The 17,958-nt window shown below is 62.4% G+C and carries 11 protein-coding genes; 4 read left to right on the top strand and 7 right to left on the bottom strand.

The window, feature by feature from the left end; all coding sequences use genetic code 11:
* Positions 1–106: 106 nt before the first annotated feature.
* Positions 107–1,153 (bottom strand): threonine aldolase family protein, encoded by a 1,047-nt coding sequence (locus tag J2045_RS00525; protein WP_307367910.1) that lies wholly within the window; start codon positions 1,151–1,153, stop codon positions 107–109.
* A gap of 414 nt (positions 1,154–1,567) precedes the next feature.
* On the opposite strand from J2045_RS00525, the gene gltB reads away from it, so the two are divergent.
* Both gltB and J2045_RS00515 read left to right on the top strand, forming a co-directional pair.
* The gene (gene gltB / locus J2045_RS00520) at positions 1,568–6,286 is read left to right on the top strand and encodes a glutamate synthase large subunit (protein WP_370872946.1); all 4,719 of its coding nucleotides are present in this window, start codon (positions 1,568–1,570) and stop codon (positions 6,284–6,286) included.
* A 174-nt stretch (positions 6,287–6,460) separates the two neighbouring features.
* Positions 6,461–7,915: a glutamate synthase subunit beta gene (locus tag J2045_RS00515; RefSeq protein ID WP_307367907.1), complete on the top strand. Its 1,455-nt coding sequence runs from the start codon at positions 6,461–6,463 to the stop codon at positions 7,913–7,915.
* Between the two features lie 76 nt (positions 7,916–7,991).
* Here J2045_RS00515 and J2045_RS00510 read toward each other — a convergent pair whose 3' ends face one another.
* Both J2045_RS00510 and J2045_RS00505 read right to left on the bottom strand, forming a co-directional pair.
* Positions 7,992–9,203, bottom strand: coding sequence for an SGNH/GDSL hydrolase family protein (locus J2045_RS00510; protein ID WP_307367904.1), 1,212 nt, complete (start codon positions 9,201–9,203; stop codon positions 7,992–7,994).
* Positions 9,204–9,311: 108 nt separating this feature from the next.
* Entirely contained in the window at positions 9,312–10,523 is a 1,212-nt protein-coding gene (locus tag J2045_RS00505) for a lytic murein transglycosylase (protein ID WP_307367901.1), read from the bottom strand.
* A 194-nt stretch (positions 10,524–10,717) separates the two neighbouring features.
* On the opposite strand from J2045_RS00505, the gene galU reads away from it, so the two are divergent.
* On the top strand, positions 10,718–11,605 hold the full coding sequence (gene galU, locus J2045_RS00500; protein ID WP_307367898.1) for a UTP--glucose-1-phosphate uridylyltransferase GalU: 888 nt from the start codon (positions 10,718–10,720) through the stop codon (positions 11,603–11,605).
* Between the two features lie 21 nt (positions 11,606–11,626).
* Here the strand turns inward: galU and J2045_RS00495 are convergent, their stop codons facing one another.
* On the bottom strand, positions 11,627–13,171 hold the full coding sequence (locus J2045_RS00495) for an outer membrane beta-barrel protein (protein ID WP_307367895.1): 1,545 nt from the start codon (positions 13,169–13,171) through the stop codon (positions 11,627–11,629).
* Positions 13,172–13,324: 153 nt separating this feature from the next.
* Between J2045_RS00495 and J2045_RS00490 the strand changes: the two genes are divergently transcribed.
* A complete protein-coding gene (locus tag J2045_RS00490) occupies positions 13,325–14,320 on the top strand; it encodes a KpsF/GutQ family sugar-phosphate isomerase (RefSeq protein WP_307367892.1) in 996 nt (331 codons plus the stop codon).
* An 8-nt stretch (positions 14,321–14,328) separates the two neighbouring features.
* On the opposite strand, the gene J2045_RS00485 is transcribed toward J2045_RS00490, so the two are convergent.
* The 3 genes from J2045_RS00485 to J2045_RS00475 form a co-directional block, all read right to left on the bottom strand.
* A complete protein-coding gene (locus J2045_RS00485) occupies positions 14,329–14,787 on the bottom strand; it encodes an NfeD family protein (RefSeq protein WP_307367889.1) in 459 nt (152 codons plus the stop codon).
* Positions 14,788–14,792: 5 nt separating this feature from the next.
* On the bottom strand, positions 14,793–15,797 hold the full coding sequence (locus tag J2045_RS00480; RefSeq protein ID WP_307367887.1) for an SPFH domain-containing protein: 1,005 nt from the start codon (positions 15,795–15,797) through the stop codon (positions 14,793–14,795).
* A 179-nt stretch (positions 15,798–15,976) separates the two neighbouring features.
* A complete protein-coding gene (locus J2045_RS00475; protein ID WP_307367884.1) occupies positions 15,977–17,932 on the bottom strand; it encodes a methyl-accepting chemotaxis protein in 1,956 nt (651 codons plus the stop codon).
* Between the last annotated feature and the right edge of the window lie 26 nt (positions 17,933–17,958).

The raw sequence follows: 17,958 nt of genomic DNA, 5'->3' as shown, positions 1-17,958 counted from the left end.
GCCCTCGGCGGGGCTGGCAAACACATCATGTCGAGGATTTGCAGCTTTGAAAAATCAAGGTTTTTTGTAGAAAACGTGCGCGTTTCGACTGTAAGAAACGCCTTCGTCAAACGACTTCTATGAATTGATCGACCTCTTCTTCGGTCGTCGCGAAGCTGGTCACCAATCGAATTAGGGTTTGATTTTGCTCCGGCAAGGGGAGCCATCCCTGTGGCGGCTGCCAGGGGTGGAATCGTGCCCCCTTTTCTCTGGCACGATCGGCAGACGACGTCTCGATGACGGCGAAGACTTCATTGGCTGTCGTTTCCCAGGCGAGGCGAGTGGTGCTCTTTTGCGACAGGCCGGCCCGCAGGCGATCGGCCATGGCATTCGAATGGCGTGCGAGATCGAGCCAGAGATCGCCGTCGAGATAGGCTTCGAGCTGGGCGGAGATGAAGCGGCTCTTCGAGAAGAGCTGGGCCGAGCGCTTGCGGATAAAGGGCATGTCGGCTGCCATGTCCGGATCGAAGAAGACGATCGCCTCGGCGCACCAGCACCCGTTCTTGGTGCCGCCGAAGGACAGCATGTCGATCCCGCGTTTCCAGGTCATTTCGGCAGGCGAGACGTCGAGGGCGACAAGGGCGTTGGCGAAGCGCGCACCATCCATATGGAGGGGCAGGTTGCGGGCCTTGGCGACGGTAGCGATCGCGTCGAGTTCCTCCAGCGAATAGACGGTGCCGACTTCGGTCGCCTGGGTGACCGTCACGGCCATGGCGCGGCCATGATGGGGCGAGGCGGGTTCGAAGCGGGAGATGGCGGCTTCCAAAGCCTTGGGGTTGATTCTGCCCTCATCTCCCTCGACGCCAAAGAGCCTTGTCGCGCCGGTCAGGAATTCCGGCGCGCCGCCTTCATCCGCGTTGACGTGGGCATCGGCGTGACAGAAACTCACGCCACCTGCCTTGGCCACGCTCGCCAGAGCCAGTGAATTGGCGGCCGTGCCGGTGGCAACGAAGAAGACTGCGACCTCACGCTCGAAAATGGCGCTGAACCGGTCTTCGACCGCCTTGTCCAGGTCGCTCGTGCCATAGGCGGGAGCGAAACCGGAGGCGTGGTGGGTGAGGTTTTCGGCGATCCTGGGATGGGCGCCGGACCAGTTGTCGGAAGCGAAGTGCATGGCATCATTCCTGAGGCGAAGGTGAGTGCGAGGACTTTAGCCCTTTCCGCCTCGCTATCAATCCGGACCGGTCCCCGCGAGGCCGCAAGACGGCAAGTCCGCAAGAAGCGGAAAGAAAGAAACAAGGCTGCGTAATAAAATTTCGCCGATGCAGAGATCGCCGTAATTTCGCGTCCTTTGATCCGTTAATTTTCTGGTGCAACGCTTGCATGCGTGTTCACTTTCTGTCATATGGACAACAGAAATTAGGTCAGATTAGTTGACCTAATTCAGGTTTCGAAGGCGGCAGGTTTTCGGGCGTCATGCGGTGGTCAAGCGATCCGTGCAGGATGGTGTGGCGGCCGCTGGCGCCTGTCGGCGCCCGAAGCGTGTCCAATCAGCCCGGCCAGTCCGGCTTCAATGGAGGTAAAGGTCATGACGAAGGTTCCGTCATCCGAAGAGATCATGCGGTCCGCCAGTGCGGAAGCAGTCGCCGAGACGGCGATCGCGCGCACCGGTCTGCCTCCGAAACAGGGTCTCTACGATCCGCGCAATGAGCACGATGCTTGCGGCGTCGGCTTCATTGCCCATATGAAGGGTGTCAAGTCGCACCAGATCGTCAAGGATGGTCTGTTCATCCTGGAAAACCTGACCCATCGTGGCGCCGTCGGCGCCGACCCGCTGATGGGCGACGGTGCGGGCATTCTCGTGCAGATCCCCGACCGCTTCTTCCGCGAGGAAATGGCGGCCCAGGGGATTACCCTGCCGAAGGCCGGTGAATATGCCGTCGGTCACTTCTTCTTCCCGCAGGACGAGGAGCAGATCGCCCATTTCAAGCAGGTCATCGCCGAAGTCTGTCAGTCCGAAGGTCAGCATCTGATCGGCTATCGTGACGTGCCGGTCGACAATTCCTCGCTGTCCAAGGCTCCGGAGATTGCCGCAACCGAGCCGCGCCAGATCCAGGTCTTCATCGGTGCCGGCCGCGATGCTGCGACCCAGGACCAGTTCGAGCGTCGCCTGTTCCTGCTGCGCAAGGTGATCTCCAACCGGATCTATGACCAGTATGGCGGCCAGGAAACCGGCTTCTATCCCGTGTCGCTGTCGTCCTCGACGATCGTCTACAAGGGCATGTTCCTCGCCTATCAGGTCGGTGCCTATTACAAGGACCTTGCCGATCCGCGTTTCGAGTCTGCTGTCGCGCTCGTTCACCAGCGCTTCTCGACCAACACCTTCCCGTCGTGGAAGCTGGCGCATCCCTACCGCATGGTCGCCCATAACGGCGAAATCAACACGCTGCGCGGCAACGTCAACTGGATGGCTGCGCGTCAGGCGTCGGTGTCCTCGCCGCTGTTCGGCGACGACATCTCCAAGCTCTGGCCGATCTCCTATGAAGGTCAGTCCGATACCGCCTGCTTCGACAACGCGCTCGAATTCCTGCAGCGCGGCGGCTATTCGCTGGCGCATGCCGTGATGATGCTGATCCCCGAGGCATGGTCGGGCAACCAGCTGATGTCGCCTGAGCGCAAGGCGTTCTACGAATATCATGCCGCGATGATGGAGCCGTGGGATGGTCCGGCTGCCGTCTGCTTCACCGATGGCAAGCAGATTGGTGCGACGCTCGACCGCAACGGTCTGCGTCCGGCCCGTTATCTCGTCACCGACGACGACCGCGTCATTCTCGCATCCGAAGCCGGCACGTTGCCCGTTCCGGAAGAGCGGATCGTCAAGAAGTGGCGCCTGCAGCCGGGCAAGATGCTGCTCATCGATATGGCGGAAGGCCGCATCATTTCCGACCAGGAAGTGAAGTCGCAGCTTGCCGGCAGCCATCCGTATCGCGAATGGCTCGACCGCACCCAGCTGATCCTCGAAGACCTGAAGCCGGTCGAGCCGCGCGCGCTGCGCCGCGACGTGTCGCTCCTCGATCGCCAGCAGGCCTTCGGCTATACCACCGAAGACACCAAGATCCTGATGTCACCGATGGCGACCACGGGTCAGGAAGCGATCGGCTCCATGGGCACCGACACGCCGATCTCGGCGATGTCGGAAAAGTCGAAGCTGCTTTACACCTATTTCAAGCAGAACTTCGCCCAGGTCACCAACCCGCCGATCGACCCGATCCGCGAAGAGCTCGTGATGAGCCTCGTCTCGTTCATCGGGCCGCGTCCGAACATTCTCGACCATGAGGGCATGGCGCATGCCAAGCGCATGGAAGTGCGCCAGCCGATCCTGACCAATGGCGATCTCGAAAAGATCCGCTCGATCGGTCACATGGAAGACCGGTTCGATACCAAGACGCTCGACTTCACCTATGACGTGGAGCGTGGTGCCGAAGGCATGCCTGAGATGCTCGACCGCCTCTGCGAGCGTGCGGAAGCGGCGGTTCGCGGCGGCTACAACATCATCGTGCTCTCCGACCGTCAGATCGGCCCTGACCGCATCGCCATCCCGGCGCTCTTGGCGACCGCTGCCGTGCATCACCACCTGATCCGCAAGGGTCTGCGTACCTCGGTCGGTCTGGTCGTAGAATCAGGCGAGCCGCGCGAAGTGCATCACTTCTGCTGTCTCGCGGGCTTCGGCGCCGAGGCCATCAACCCCTATCTCGCCTTCGACACGCTTCTCGACATGCACAAGCATGGCGAGTTCCCGAAGGAGGTGTCGGAAGACGAAGTCGTCTATCGCTACATCAAGGCTGTCGGTAAGGGCATTCTCAAGGTCATGTCCAAGATGGGCATCTCGACCTATCAGTCCTATTGCGGCGCGCAGATCTTCGACGCGATCGGCCTCTCGTCCGAGCTGGTCGACAAGTATTTCTTCGGCACAGCCACCACCATCGAAGGCATCGGCCTGACCGAGCTTGCCGAGGAAACGGTTGCCCGCCACTCCTCGGCCTTCGGCAAGGATCCGGTTCTTGCCAACACGCTCGATATCGGCGGCGAATATGCCTATCGCATGCGTGGCGAAAACCACGCCTGGAGCCCTGACTCCATCGCCTCGCTGCAGCATGCCGTGCGTGGCAACAGCCAGGAGCGGTACCGCGAATTCGCCGAGATGGTGAACGAGAGCAACCTGCGGATGAACACCATCCGCGGCCTGTTCAAGATCAAATCGGCGGAAGCGCTTGGCCGCAAGCCAATCTCCGTGGACGAGGTCGAGCCTGCAGTCGACATCGTCAAGCGTTTCTCGACGGGTGCCATGTCCTTCGGCTCGATCAGCCGCGAGGCCCATACGACGCTTGCCATTGCCATGAACCGGATCGGCGGCAAGTCGAACACGGGTGAAGGCGGTGAAGAGAGCGATCGTTACCTGCCTCTGGCGGATGGGTCCTCCAACCCCGAGCGTTCGGCGATCAAGCAGATTGCCTCTGGCCGCTTCGGTGTCACGACCGAATACCTTGTGAATGCCGACATGCTGCAGATCAAGGTCGCGCAGGGTGCCAAGCCCGGCGAAGGCGGTCAGCTGCCCGGCCACAAGGTCGATGCGACGGTTGCCAAGACCCGTCACTCGACCCCGGGTGTCGGCCTGATCTCGCCGCCGCCGCATCACGACATCTATTCGATCGAAGATCTGGCACAGCTGATCTACGACCTGAAGAACGTCAATCCGGTGGCCGACATCTCGGTCAAGCTCGTCTCGGAAGTTGGCGTCGGCACGGTTGCCGCCGGTGTCGCCAAGGCGCGCGCGGATCATATCACGGTTGCCGGCTTTGACGGCGGCACGGGCGCTTCCCCGCTCACCTCGCTGAAGCATGCCGGTTCCCCCTGGGAAATCGGCCTTGCCGAGACCCAGCAGACGCTGGTGCTGAACGGTCTGCGTTCGCGCATCGCGCTGCAGGTCGACGGCGGCCTGAAGACCGGTCGTGACGTCATCATCGGCGCGCTGCTGGGTGCCGACGAATTCGGCTTTGCCACCGCGCCGCTGATTGCTGCCGGCTGCATCATGATGCGCAAGTGCCATCTGAACACGTGTCCCGTGGGCGTCGCCACCCAGGATCCGGTGCTGCGCAAGCGCTTCAAGGGCACGCCCGAGCATGTCATCAACTACTTCTTCTTCGTCGCCGAAGAAGTGCGCGAAATCCTCGCTTCGCTTGGTGTGACCAAGCTTGACGAGATCATCGGCGCTTCCGAGCTTCTCGAGAAGGACGAGATGCTCGCCCACTGGAAGGCCAAGGGGCTCGACTTCTCGAAGATCTTCCACAAGGTCGATGCGCCTAAGTCCGCCACCTACTGGACCGAGCGCCAAAACCACCCGATCATCGACATTCTCGATCGCAAGCTGATCGAGAAGGCGATGCCGTCGCTTGAAGCCAAGCAGCCTGTCGTCTTCGACGTCGACATCAAGAACGTCGACCGCTCGGCCGGCGCCATGCTGTCGGGCGAAGTTGCCAAGCGCTACGGCCACAAGGGCCTGAAGGATGACACCATCCATGTCACGCTGAACGGTACGGCGGGGCAGTCCTTCGGCGCCTTCCTGGCACGTGGCATCACCTTCGACCTCGTGGGCGATGGCAATGACTATGTCGGCAAGGGCCTGTCGGGTGGCCGCATCATCGTGCGTCCGCCGGAAAATGCCCGCATCGTTGCGGAAAACTCGATCATCGTCGGCAACACCGTGCTTTACGGCGCGATCTCCGGCGAGTGCTACTTCCGCGGTGTGGCTGGCGAGCGTTTTGCCGTGCGCAACTCGGGTGCGATTGCCGTCGTCGAGGGCGTGGGTGACCATGGCTGCGAATACATGACGGGCGGCGTCGTCGTCGTGCTCGGCGAAACCGGCCGCAACTTCGCAGCCGGCATGTCCGGCGGTGTGGCTTACGTGCTCGACGAGAGCGGTGATTTCGCCAAGCGCTGCAACATGGCCATGGTCGAACTCGAGCCGGTTCCGGAAGAGGACGACATGCTGGAGAAGCTGCACCATCACGGCGGCGACCTCATGCACAAGGGCCTGGTCGACGTATCCGGCGACATGACCCGCCATGACGAGGAGCGCCTTTACCAGCTGATCTCGAACCATCTGCACTACACTGGCTCGAACCGCGCCAAGCAGATCCTCGACAGCTGGGCCGAGTATCGTCCGAAGTTCCGCAAGGTCATGCCGGTGGAATACCGCCGTGCGCTTGAGGAAATGGAACGCATGCGCATGGGCGTGGCTGCGGAATAACCAGGGTCCGCCCCTCACCCCGCCTCCGCTTCGCTCGGCGACCCTCTCCCCGTAAACGGGGCGAGGGGGACCGCCAGCGGCGCGGGCTGCCTCTTCTCCCCGCATGCGGGGAGAAGGTGCCGGCAGGCGGATGAGGGGCATCTACGACAGAGAAGTGAGTTAGAGGGAAAGAAAATGGGCAAGGTTACAGGTTTCATGGAAATCGACCGGCAGGTGGCGAAGTATCAGCCGGCCTCCGACCGCATCCGCCATTTCCGCGAATTCACCATCCCCATGTCGGATGCTGAGGTCACCAAGCAGGCGGCGCGCTGCATGGATTGCGGCATTCCCTATTGCCACGGTCCGACCGGCTGTCCGGTGCATAACCAGATCCCGGATTGGAATGACCTCGTCTATAACAACAAGTGGGAGGAGGCGATCCGCAACCTCCACTCGACCAACAACTTCCCGGAATTCACCGGTCGCGTCTGCCCGGCACCTTGCGAGGAAGCCTGCACGCTGAACCTCGAAGATACGCCGGTTGCGATCAAGACCGTCGAGCAGGCGATTGCCGACAAGGCCTATGAACTCGGCTTCATCGTTCCGCAGCCGGCAACGATCCATACCGGCAGACGCGTCGCCGTCATCGGCTCCGGTCCGTCGGGTCTGGCCGCTGCTCAGCAGCTCGGCCGCGCCGGCCATGAAGTGCATGTCTACGAGCGCGAGTCGAAGCCCGGCGGCTTGTTGCGCTACGGCATTCCGGACTTCAAGATGGAAAAGAACTTCATCGATCGCCGTGTTGAGCAGATGCAGGGCGAAAATGTCACCTTCCATTGCGGTGTCAACGTCGGTGTTGACGTGACCGTCGAGAAGCTGCGCGCCGACTACGACGCAGTCCTCTATTGCGGTGGTTCTGAAACGCCGCGCGAGGCCGGCATTCCCGGCGTCGAATTCCATGGCGTGCATGATGCCATGCCCTATCTCGTGCAGCAGAACCGTCGCGTCGGTCGCGAAAACATCGACAGCGTCGGCTGGCCGGCCGATCCGATCCTCGCCGGTGGCAAGCATGTTGTCGTCGTCGGTGGTGGCGACACGGCGTCTGACTGCGTCGGCACCGCCTTCCGCCAGGGCGCTGTCAAGGTGACCCAGCTCGACATCCGCCCGCGTCCGCCGCAGACGGAAGACAAGCTTGCGATCTGGCCCTTCTGGGCGACCAAGATGCGCACCTCGTCCAGTCAGGCCGAAGGCGCCAACCGCGAATTCCAGGTGGCAACGCTCGAATTCGTCGGCGAAGACGGCGTGCTGACCGGCGTGAAGTGCTGCCAGGTTGACGAGCGCCGCAAGCCGATCCCGGGCACCGAGTTCATCATCAAGGCTGATCTCGCCTTCATCGCCATCGGCTTCTCCGGCCCGTTCACCGACAGCGTGCTGAAGGATCTCGACGGCAAGCTCGAGCTCAACACCGACCGTCGCGGCTCGACCAATGTCGTGGCCAATGACAAGGACTACCGCTCGTCGGTTGATAAGGTCTGGGTTGCCGGCGACGCTCGTCGCGGCCAGTCGCTGGTTGTCTGGGCGATCCGCGAGGGACGCCAGGCGGCGCGCGCCATCGACGAGGCGCTGATGGGCGAAAGTGTGCTGCCGCGCTGATCTAGCTCTGGCTCGTTAAACGATAGAGGGGCCGCTTTCGAGCGGCCCTTTTCGTATGGCTCAAGAAGTCTGACGGTCAGGGCATCGCGGATGCCGGGGGCGCGGCTGCCTGCGGTGCGCGCTTGACGTAGTCCACTCTTCCGACCGGCGGATCAGGCAGGCGACCGTTCTGCACCAACTGGTCGCGTGGTGTGGGGAAGGTCGAGGACGGCGGCAGGATGCCGCCCAGCAGTTCGTCCCCGCCGTCGAGTTCCGGATCGAAAAGGTCGATCGGCGGCGTGGTGATGATTGCCTTGCTTTCCGACGGCGGCAGGCTCACCAGCTCCGGCAGGTTACTTGCGTCGAGGCGCACGAGATCGGGGCTCGTCATGTCGCCGAGATGGCGGCGTACGGATTTCTCGACATAGAAGGCGAGCTTGCGCTTGCCGGGACCGGTGAAGTTGATGCCGTCATTGCCGCGCAGGCGCACGGGCTGGCCGTTGATGTCGGAGCCGGTGACGATGAAGCGGCCGTCCTGGTCAACGAAGCCTTCCCAGATGTCGACGAATTCGCCACTCACCTTCTCGATGCTGGAGCGGTAGATGGTGTTCAGGCGCAGCGCATCGGCCGTCATGTTCTGCGGTCTGAAGGCCGGGAGACCGACCCAGATCACCGGCACCCTGGTTTCCGTCGCGACTGTTGCGAGGCGGGAGACGCGTTCGCCATAAGCACTGAACCATTCATCCGTGCGGAAGTCGAAACGACCGCCAGCGGTAACAAGTTGCTGCCGGTCATTCGCACCGATCTGGATCACCACGACACTCGGCTGCACCTCGGTGATGAGGGTCGGCAATTGTGTTGGCCAGTCATGAAAGTCGTCGCGCACGAGGCCGGAGGAGCCGTTGGCGCGGGTCTCGACCTGTACGCCCGGCGCATCCTCGAAGGCGGTTTTCAGGCCGTCGCCGAGGGCGCCGGCGACGAAATCGCCGATGACCAGAACCTTCTTGGCATTGTCGAGCTTTGGGGGTGGGGGCGGCGTCGCTGCGGCGCGCGGCGAGGGCGCGCGGGTCTTGATCGTGGTGACGCTGCGATTGTTCTTCTTGCGGGTCTTGCCGTCGCGGGGCGGCTGTGCGTCCTGCGGGGGGACATAAACGGGTTGGCGTTCGCCGAACAGCAGATCGAGCAGGGTCCGGCGTCGTTCGGGCTGCTGCTGTGCCTGTGCCGATGACGTGAGGAACGCGGTCGTGCCGAGCGTCAAGGCCAGGCCGAGTATCAGGAAGCGGGCAAGGGGTCCGCGCGGGCTTTTCAACTCACTCTCCTTAGCCGTCGCCGCAGCGTCGAAAACAGTCCGCCGCGATCCGATGTTTCTGGATCGCGGCGGACGGCAAGTCAACCTCGTGCTGCTGCCGTGGTGCTATCAGTTGCGCAGGGCATCAAGCAGGACGCGCGACGGCTGGCCGTCTGCAGTCATGCCAAGGCGCTGCTGGATGGCAGTGATGGCTGCCTTCGAGCCGGAGCCGAAATTGCCGTCGATCTTGCCGTCGTAATAGCCGAGCGCCTGCATGCGGCTTTGCAGCTCGAACTTCTCCTTGATGTCGAGCGAACCGTCCGGACGCGGCCAGCGCTGCTTCATACCACCATAGCCGGCGATTTCGTCTGCGAGCAGTCCAACGCCAAGAGCATAGCTGTCGGCAGCGTTGTAGCGCTTGATGACGAAGAAGTTCTTGGTCATCAGGAAGCCCGGTCCGTTCGCACCGCCCAGCATCTTGAGCTCTGCCCGTTCGGCACCGTTCTTGAAGCCCTTGCCGGTCGGACGGGCAAAGCCGAGCGCCTGCCATTGGGCGAGCGTCTTGGTCTGGCCGGAATACTTGTGGCCGCCCCTCGGCACAACGATCTCGTAGCCCCAGGTCCGGCCCGTCTGCCAGTCGTTCTTGGTCAAAAGGTTGGCGGCGGTGGCCAGCGCATCCGGGATCGAGTGCCAGATGTCCTTGTCACCATTGCCATCGGCATCGATGCCGTAAAGCAGGTAACTGGATGGGATGAACTGGGTGTGGCCCATGGCGCCGGCCCAGGAGCCCATCAGGTTCTTGTTGGTGACGTCGCCGTTCTGCAGCATCTTGAGCGCCGAAATCAGCTGGGTGCGGGCATATTTCGCCCGTTTCTTGTCGGCATAGGCGAGCGTCGCCAGCGAGCGCGGCACGTTGTGCAGGCGGTCCGGACGTTCAAGGGCTGCGCCGTAATTTGATTCCATCGACCAGATCGCCAGCAGCACGTGCTTGTCGACGCCGAAATGGTTTTCGAGCGCGGTCAGCAGGCGGCCGTGCTTGGCCAGCATCTCCTGTCCGATCTTGACGGTGTAGGGGTTCACGCGGCTGTCGAGATAGTCCCAGATCTCGTGCTTGAATTCCGGCTGATAAGCCGCTTTCTCCAGCACGAACTGATCAGGCTCGCTGACGCCTTTGAACGCCTGGTTATAGGTGCGCTCGGTGATGCCGGCCTTGGCGGCGACAGGATAAAAGTCGCGGATCCACTTCTGGAAACCGGCATCTGCAAAGGCGTCCAGCGGGAAAAGCGCTGTCGACAGCGTCAGGGCAATCGCGCCGAGCAGGCTGGGGCGGTGTCTTTTCATGGGCATCTCCCGTGCATTCTCGAGTTGGCAGCCGAAACAAGGCTGTTCACCGCAGGTTAATGCTGTTCAGTCAACAAACCCTTTACCACGTTGTCCGCCCAAGCTTAGTCTTTGCCATTTTGAAGCAATTGTATGTTACTGGCTGTGACCGCGTTATGAAGGCGTTAATCGATTAGATCCTCGAGGAGGAATGAGTGGTTCAGACTAAAAAGCTCCGGAAAGCCGTGTTTCCCGTCGCCGGTCTCGGCACCCGTTTTCTGCCCGCCACCAAGGCGGTTCCGAAGGAAATGCTCACCGTCGTCGACAAGCCGGTCATCCAGTATGTGGTTGACGAGGCCATCGAAGCCGGCATCGAGCATTTCGTCTTCGTGACCGGCCGCGGCAAGGCGGTCATCGAGGACTATTTCGACATCCAGTTCGAACTCGAGCAGACGCTCAAGGCCCGCAACAAGAATGCCGAGCTGTCACTTCTCGACTCGCTGCAGCCCACAGCCGGCCAGACGAGCTTCACGCGCCAGCAGGAGCCGCTGGGCCTCGGGCACGCCGTGTGGTGTGCGCGCGACATTGTTGGGCACGAGCCCTTCGCCCTTCTCCTGCCTGACATGATTATGCGCGGGGAAAAGGCTTGCCTCAAGGGCATGGTCGAACTTTATGAAAAGACCGGTGGCAATATCGTGGCGGTCGAGGAATGCGCGCCGGAACAGGCGCACAAATATGGCATCGTGGGCGTCGGCGAGGCGCTTGAAGGCGGCTTCAGGATCACCCAGATGGTCGAGAAGCCTGCCAAGGGTACGGCACCGTCGAATTTCTTCATCAACGGCCGCTACATCCTGCAGCCGGAAATCTTCAAGATCCTGGAAACCCAGGAGCGTGGCGCTGGCAACGAGATCCAGCTCACCGACGGCATGCTGAAGCTTGCGCAGGCCCAAGATTTCGCCGGTTACCACTTCAAGGGCGAGACCTTCGACTGTGGCGCCAAGGATGGCTTCATCCTGGCGAATGTCGCCTTCGCCATTGAGCGCGCCGACATCCGTCCGGCGATCGAAAACCAGCTGAAGGCGCTGCTCGCAGCCCTCAAGTAATCGACTTCCTGACCGCCGGGCTCAGCGCTTGGCGGTCAGGCCCACCAGAGCCGTGAGGCTGTCGTTATCGGTGCCGCTCTTGTAGTGCGTGCGCTCGTAGGTGACGTCCGCTGTCGCGTCGAGATAGCGGTTGATCTTCCAGGTCAAGCCGGCGCCTGCGAGATAGGCCGTCGTGTCGCTTGAACTGGCATCTCCATCATAATTGGTGAATGTCGTGCCGCCGGTCAGGCGCGCGACCAGATTATTGCGCAGGTCGTGCGCGAGCACGCCGGTAAAGCGATGGATCGTTGCGCCGTTGATGCCTGCCGTAGTGGAGGGGTCGATGCTGGTGTCGAGGGTTACGTCGATCGTGGTGCCTTCGCGCGGCGACCAGAAGATGTTGCCGTCCACCGTCAGCGCCGACAGTTCCTCAAGGCGCCCATCCTCGAATTTCTGATGTTCGTAGCCGACGGCGACTTCGCCACGCAACTTTTCCCCCAGATCGACCGCCACACCGGTCTTTGCGCCGTAGAGATCTGCCGAGCGGCGATAGCCGGCAGAATCCACCGCGTCGTCATAGTCGATCTTGCCGATCGTGCCCTCGATGAATGGGGTAAGGGCTGGGGAAATCTCGTAGCCCAGGCGTGAACTGAGGGCGTAGCGGTTGCGATTGCGATCGCTGCGTTCAAGCGTGCTGCCGTCCGACAGTTCGGCATCCGAATACTGGTAGCGTGTGACATCGGCGGCGATGGAGCCGCGAATGAGGCCGAAGTCACGTTCGACGGAAACGCCGCCGCCGAATTCGTTGACGCCCGACTGGACCTTGGCGCCCGAGACGGCGTTCGGATCATCGGAGTCCTCGCGGCTGAAACTGTAGGAGCCGGAAATCGTTGCAATGGTGTCGTCGGCGAGATCAAGGCGCAGGCGCGCGTCGATATCCGCACGCGGCTTGTCGGTGTCGTCGCCGGACAGTGTTTCCTGCCAGATGCCCTCGGCACCCACGGTCAACTCATGGCGGGACCAGTCAGATGTCAGCGTACCCTTGGTGCCGGTCTCAGAGAACGTCCGGTCGTCTTTCACGCCGCCTGTCTTTTCGGTCTCGCTGCCGACACTCTGGCTGATCGAAGGGCGCAGAATCAGGCTGCCGAGCCTGATGCCGCTGTCGTCCTCGGTCTCGCGGGCGTCGCGTCGGATACGGTCGGCGGTCGGGTCGTCGAGTCGCGTCTCGCGCAGGTTCTGGCGACCGATGTCCTCGTCGAGGGGGATGGCGTCGGGGTCGATGAGCGGTTCGGCAGCCTGGCTGCCGGGGGCGACGGTTCCGGTGGTCGTGGCATCGGTCGTTGGCGCGACGCCGTCTGTCGCCGCTGTGACGGTGTCACTTGTGTCCGTCGTTGGGTCTGCCGTCTGTCCACTGCCGGGCATCAAGGACCAGGTCGGCGTGTTTTGGGCCGTCTGGCTTGTGGCGCCAGCCTGTTGCGCCGAGAGAAGGGAGGGATGAGCGAGCACGAAAAGTGCCAGCAGGCCTGCAAAGGCGCGCAGCCCCTGGCGGCCAGCGTCGCGCATGTCCCGTTTTGTCTCTGATGTCATCCCTGCGCCCGGCAATCTGCAATGCTTACCCAAACGTAAAGCCTGATGGTTAATGTTTGGTTTCGGCAGGCCTTCACGGATCGAAGTCAAGCTTGCGGTGCAAGGTGAGCAACCGAGAATTTACACCGACCGATAAACGCAGTATGGGACGCCATGATCAAGCGCGCAGTCAATCTCGTCGAAGCCAGTGCCACCGAATCTGCGATCCGCGTCGTCTCGACGGAGCGGGAGGGGTTGCGGGTGCTGGAGGAAGCGCTCGCAGGACCGCTGGCTGAGCCCTTCTGCAATGCGGTCAGGACGATCGGGGACATCGGTGGTCGGGTTATCGTCACCGGCGTGGGCAAGAGCGGTCACATCGGTTCGAAGATTGCCGCAACCTTTGCCTCGACGGGGACACCCGCCTTCTTCGTGCATCCGGCTGAGGCCAATCATGGCGATCTCGGCATGATTGCCCAGGACGATGCGATCCTGGCGATTTCCTGGGGAGGTGAAACGGCCGAGCTGCAGGGCATCCTGGCATTCTCGCGCCGCTTCTCGATCCCGCTGATCGCCATCACTTCAGGCGAGAATTCCACGCTCGCACGCAATGCCGATGTGGTCTTGCTGATGCCGAAGGTGCAGGAAGCGTGCCCGCACGGGCTTGCGCCGACGAGTTCGGCGGTGTTGCAGCTTGCCATTGGTGATGCGATTGCGATCGCTCTTCTCGAGGCCCGCGGCTTTAGCCCATCCGATTTCCGCACCTTCCATCCTGGTGGCAAGCTCGGGGCGGCCCTCACCCATGTGCGCGACATCATGCATACCGGCGACCGTTTGCCTCTGGTGCCACTCGGCACGCCCATGCCCGAGGCCGTGAAGACGCTGTCGCACAAGCATTTCGGTTGCGTTGGTATCACCGACGAGACAGGCAAGTTGTGCGGTATCGTCACCGAAGGCGACATGGCACGCAATCTCGCCCGGGATCTGTCCATCCTCAATGTCGAGGACGTGATGACCCGCAATCCGAAGGTCATCAAGGGCGATGCACTCGCCACGACAGCTGCTGCGATGATCAACAAACACGGCATTGGTGCGCTTATCGTCGTCGATGACGAAAACACGCCCGTCGGCCTCATCCATTTCCACGACCTGCTCAGGATTGGCGTGGCCTGAGCTTCGCGTTACGCCTCTTCGACCATCAGATCACGGCCGTTGCTGGACACGATGCGCACGCGGGCGCCGCCCGGCAGATCCGGGCCTGAAACTACCCAGAAGGTGTCGTCGAGCCGGATGCGACCGCGTCCCTCGCGGATCGGCTCCGCGAGCACGGCCGTGCGGCCGACCAGGCTTGCGCCCCGCTGGTTGAGGAGTGGCTGATCGCTTTCGGTCTCAAGGCGCGAGAAGTAGCGGCGCCCTGCGAGCGTGAAGACCACGGCACTTGCGGCGAAGACCAGCGACTGGACCTGCCAGGTCCAGAAGCCCGCGTCCCAAAGCAGCAACGACACAGCGCCGGTCAGTATGGCACCAAGGCCGATCCAGACCAGGAAGACGCCCGGCATCACGAGCTCTGCCGCCAGAAGCAGCATGCCGAGCACCCACCAGCTCCAGGGGCCGAGTTCGGCTATGATCCGGCCGAGCATTGTCATCACTCGCCGTTGGGGTTGAAGGAGGAGATCGGCGGGGTGCTGCGGGGGGCAGTCGGGGCCGGGCGCGGCGGGGCAGGGCGCTTGTCCTCGCCAAAGACCTCACGGGCGATGGCGCCGATACCGCCGAGCGAGCCGATGAGAGACGTTGCCTCCATGGGCATCAGCACGATCTTCGAATTGCTGGCCGTGCCGATGGCGGCCATGGCTTCGGTGTATTTCTGCGCAACGAAGTAGTTGATGGCGTTGACGTCACCGGCGGCGATGGCTTCGGAGACGAGGCGGGTGGCCTTGGCTTCGGCTTCGGCAAGACGCTCGCGGGCCTCGGCCTCGCGATAGGCGGCTTCGCGCTGGCCTTCAGCCTCGAGGATGGCCGACTGCTTGGCACCCTCGGCGCGCAGGATCTGCGCATTGCGGAAGCCCTCGGCTTCGAGAACCTGGGCGCGCTTCTCGCGCTCGGCCTTCATCTGCCGACCCATGGCGTCGACGAGATCGGCGGGCGGCTGGATGTCCTTGATCTCGACGCGGGTCACCTTGATGCCCCAGGGGCGGACGGCCTCGTCGACGACGCGCAGCAGGCGGTCGTTGATCACCTCGCGGTTGGAGAGAAGTTCATCAAGATCCATCGAGCCCATGACCGAGCGAATGTTGGTCATGGTGAGGTTCAAGATCGCATTTTCGAGATTGGCGACCTGATAGGCGGCTTCCGCAGCGTTCAGCACCTGGTAGAAGGCAACCGCATCAGCGGAGACCGAGGCGTTGTCCTTGGTGATCACCTCCTGGGTGGGTACGTCGAGGACCTGCTCCATCACGTTCATCTTGGCGCCGATGCGCTCGAAGAAGGGAATGATCAGGTTCAGGCCCGGCTCCAGCGTCCGCGTATAGCGGCCGAAACGCTCGATCGTGTACCGGAAGCCCTGCGGCACCGTCTTGATCCCGGCAAACAGGACCAGGATGACGAGTACGACGAGTGCAATGACGACGATGTCCGGACCGGTGATGGGCATGAAATCCTCCAGCTGCGGCGCTGATGAATATCGCGCCCCCGCGTTCTAACATCGTGGGGTGACATGGCAATTGCAAGGGTTGTGGATCACAGCCGGATGCGTCCGTGTGCAGGCAGAAAAGCAGAAGGGCGGCCGGATCGATCCCGCCGCCCTTCCTTGATGTCGGATGAACCGGTGTCTCAGAACTCTTCCCAGCTGTCCTTGGCGACGGCGGCATTGCCGTGGCTGCGCAGGGCCGGCGCCGCGTGGCGTGCGGGTTCTGCCGCGCGTGGTGCCGGAGCGCGATGGGCGGACGGCTGGGCCATGGTGCGGGCGGTTTCCCGCAGCGCCGAGGCCTGGGTCAGCTGCACACCGTCAATGGTAAAGTGTGCAATCAATTCGCGCAGTTTGGCGGCTTCGCTGGCCAGAGCAGCGGATGCAGCGTTGGATTCCTCGACCATCGCTGCGTTCTGCTGGGTCGTCTGGTCCATCGAGTTGACGGCGTGGTTGACTTCCGAAAGGCCGGTCGCCTGTTCCTTGGCGGAGATGGCGATGGCATCCATGTGGGTGTTCATCTCGGTGATGAAGCCGCCGATGGTGCGCAGTGCTTCGCCAGTCTTGCGGACCAGATCCACACCGCCTGCGACTTCCGTCGAGGAGTTCTGGATGAGCGCCTTGATTTCCTTCGCAGCGTTGGCCGAACGTTGGGCGAGTTCGCGGACTTCCTGGGCAACGACGGCAAAGCCCTTGCCGGCTTCACCGGCGCGTGCTGCCTCGACGCCTGCATTCAGGGCGAGCAGGTTGGTCTGGAAAGCGATCTCGTCAATGACCCCGATGATGTTCGAGATCTGCTGTGAGGAGCCCTCGATCCGGCGCATGGCGTCTTCAGCGCGGGATACGACCTCCGACGATTGGTTGGCGGAGGTGTTCGCCTGGGACGCGACGCCGCGGGCCTCTTCGGTGCGCTTGGTCGAGTTTACAACGTTTGCGGTGATTTCCTCGACGGCGGCTGCGGTTTCTTCCAGAGCTGCGGCCTGCTGTTCGGTGCGCTTCGACAGATGATCGGTGCCCGAGGCGATTTCACGGGTGCCGGTTTCCATGGTGGCGACGCTGTTGGTGATGGCGGCCATGGTCTGGTTCAGCTGGCGGATCGACTGGTTGAAGTCGTGGCGCAGGGCCTCGAAGTCGGGGGCGAAGGCTTCGTGGATCTGGAAGGCCAGATCGCCGGCGGCGAGGCGTTTGAGGCCGGTCGCCAGACCGGAAGTCGCGGTGCGGAGGCGTTCAGCGGCATCGGCCTCTGCGCGCTGCTGGGTCGCGAGGCGTTCAGCTTCGGCACGCTGGCGGTTGCCTTCGGCTTCCGATTCCAGTCGCTTGTTGGCAATCGCTGCCTCGCGGAAGATCTGCATGGCGGCTGCCATCCGACCGATCTCGTCCTTGCCGCCCTGTTCGATGGCGATGTCGAGATCGCCATTGGCGAGACGTGTCGTGCCATCGGCGAGCTTGCCGAGCGGGCGGGAGACGAGCTGGAAGTTGAGGAAGCCCATCAGAATGGCCGCAGCGGCGACCACGATTGACGCGATCAGGCTGACAGTCTCTACCAGGTCGAGCGCCTTGCTCTGATTTTCCGTTGCCGTCGCTGCACGGGCCGTCATGGCGGCTTTGACTTCGCCGAGCTTGTCCACGAAGGCCGTGGCCAGGGCCTCGCCTTCGCCGGTGACTTCAATCGCCCGGGCCAGTTCCACCGTGACCGGATCGCGCATCAGCAAAATCTGGCGATCGACGAAGTTGGTCTTCCAGGCGTCGAGAGAGGCAAAGGCCTCCTTCAGCTTCGGCAGTTCCGATGGAGCGGCCTGATTGAACAGGGCTTCGAGTCTGGCCTTGTCTTCGGTCATCTCGGCGACGACCTTCTGCGAGGACGCAGCGTAGTCACGATTGCCGGTCAGCAGAAATGTCTTCAGCTGCAGATTGGCGAGCGAAAGATCAGCGCCGAATTCCTCGATGGCTGTCACCACCTCGTTGACGATGGCCGTTTCGGCCACCTGTTCGCGTGCCACGATCGAACGGCTGTGAATGAAGGTTGACGCCGCAATGGCAATGGTGGCGAGAATTCCGAAAGCGATGAAGCCTTTTGCGCTTACGGATAGGTTCTTGAGCATGACGCTGGTCCAGTCTCGATCTGCAG

It is taken from the genome of Peteryoungia aggregata LMG 23059 (genome assembly GCF_030814435.1).
GTDB lineage: Bacteria > Pseudomonadota > Alphaproteobacteria > Rhizobiales > Rhizobiaceae > Allorhizobium > Allorhizobium aggregatum.
The sequence above is the reverse complement of the archived record's forward strand: the minus strand, read 5'-3'. Positions and strand labels throughout refer to the sequence as shown.

What these genes read in the sequence shown, in the direction of transcription:
- J2045_RS00515 (WP_307367907.1), top strand. Translation starts at nt 6,461, where the DNA reads ATGGGCAAGGTTACAGGTTTCATGGAAATCGACCGGCAGGTGGCGAAG.
- J2045_RS00505 (WP_307367901.1), bottom strand. Translation starts at nt 10,523, where the DNA reads ATGAAAAGACACCGCCCCAGCCTGCTCGGCGCGATTGCCCTGACGCTG.
- J2045_RS00480 (WP_307367887.1), bottom strand. Translation starts at nt 15,797, where the DNA reads ATGCCCATCACCGGTCCGGACATCGTCGTCATTGCACTCGTCGTACTC.
- gltB (WP_370872946.1), top strand. Translation starts at nt 1,568, where the DNA reads ATGACGAAGGTTCCGTCATCCGAAGAGATCATGCGGTCCGCCAGTGCG.
- J2045_RS00495 (WP_307367895.1), bottom strand. Translation starts at nt 13,171, where the DNA reads ATGACATCAGAGACAAAACGGGACATGCGCGACGCTGGCCGCCAGGGG.
- J2045_RS00490 (WP_307367892.1), top strand. Translation starts at nt 13,325, where the DNA reads ATGATCAAGCGCGCAGTCAATCTCGTCGAAGCCAGTGCCACCGAATCT.
- J2045_RS00475 (WP_307367884.1), bottom strand. Translation starts at nt 17,932, where the DNA reads ATGCTCAAGAACCTATCCGTAAGCGCAAAAGGCTTCATCGCTTTCGGA.
- J2045_RS00525 (WP_307367910.1), bottom strand. Translation starts at nt 1,153, where the DNA reads ATGCACTTCGCTTCCGACAACTGGTCCGGCGCCCATCCCAGGATCGCC.
- J2045_RS00485 (WP_307367889.1), bottom strand. Translation starts at nt 14,787, where the DNA reads ATGCTCGGCCGGATCATAGCCGAACTCGGCCCCTGGAGCTGGTGGGTG.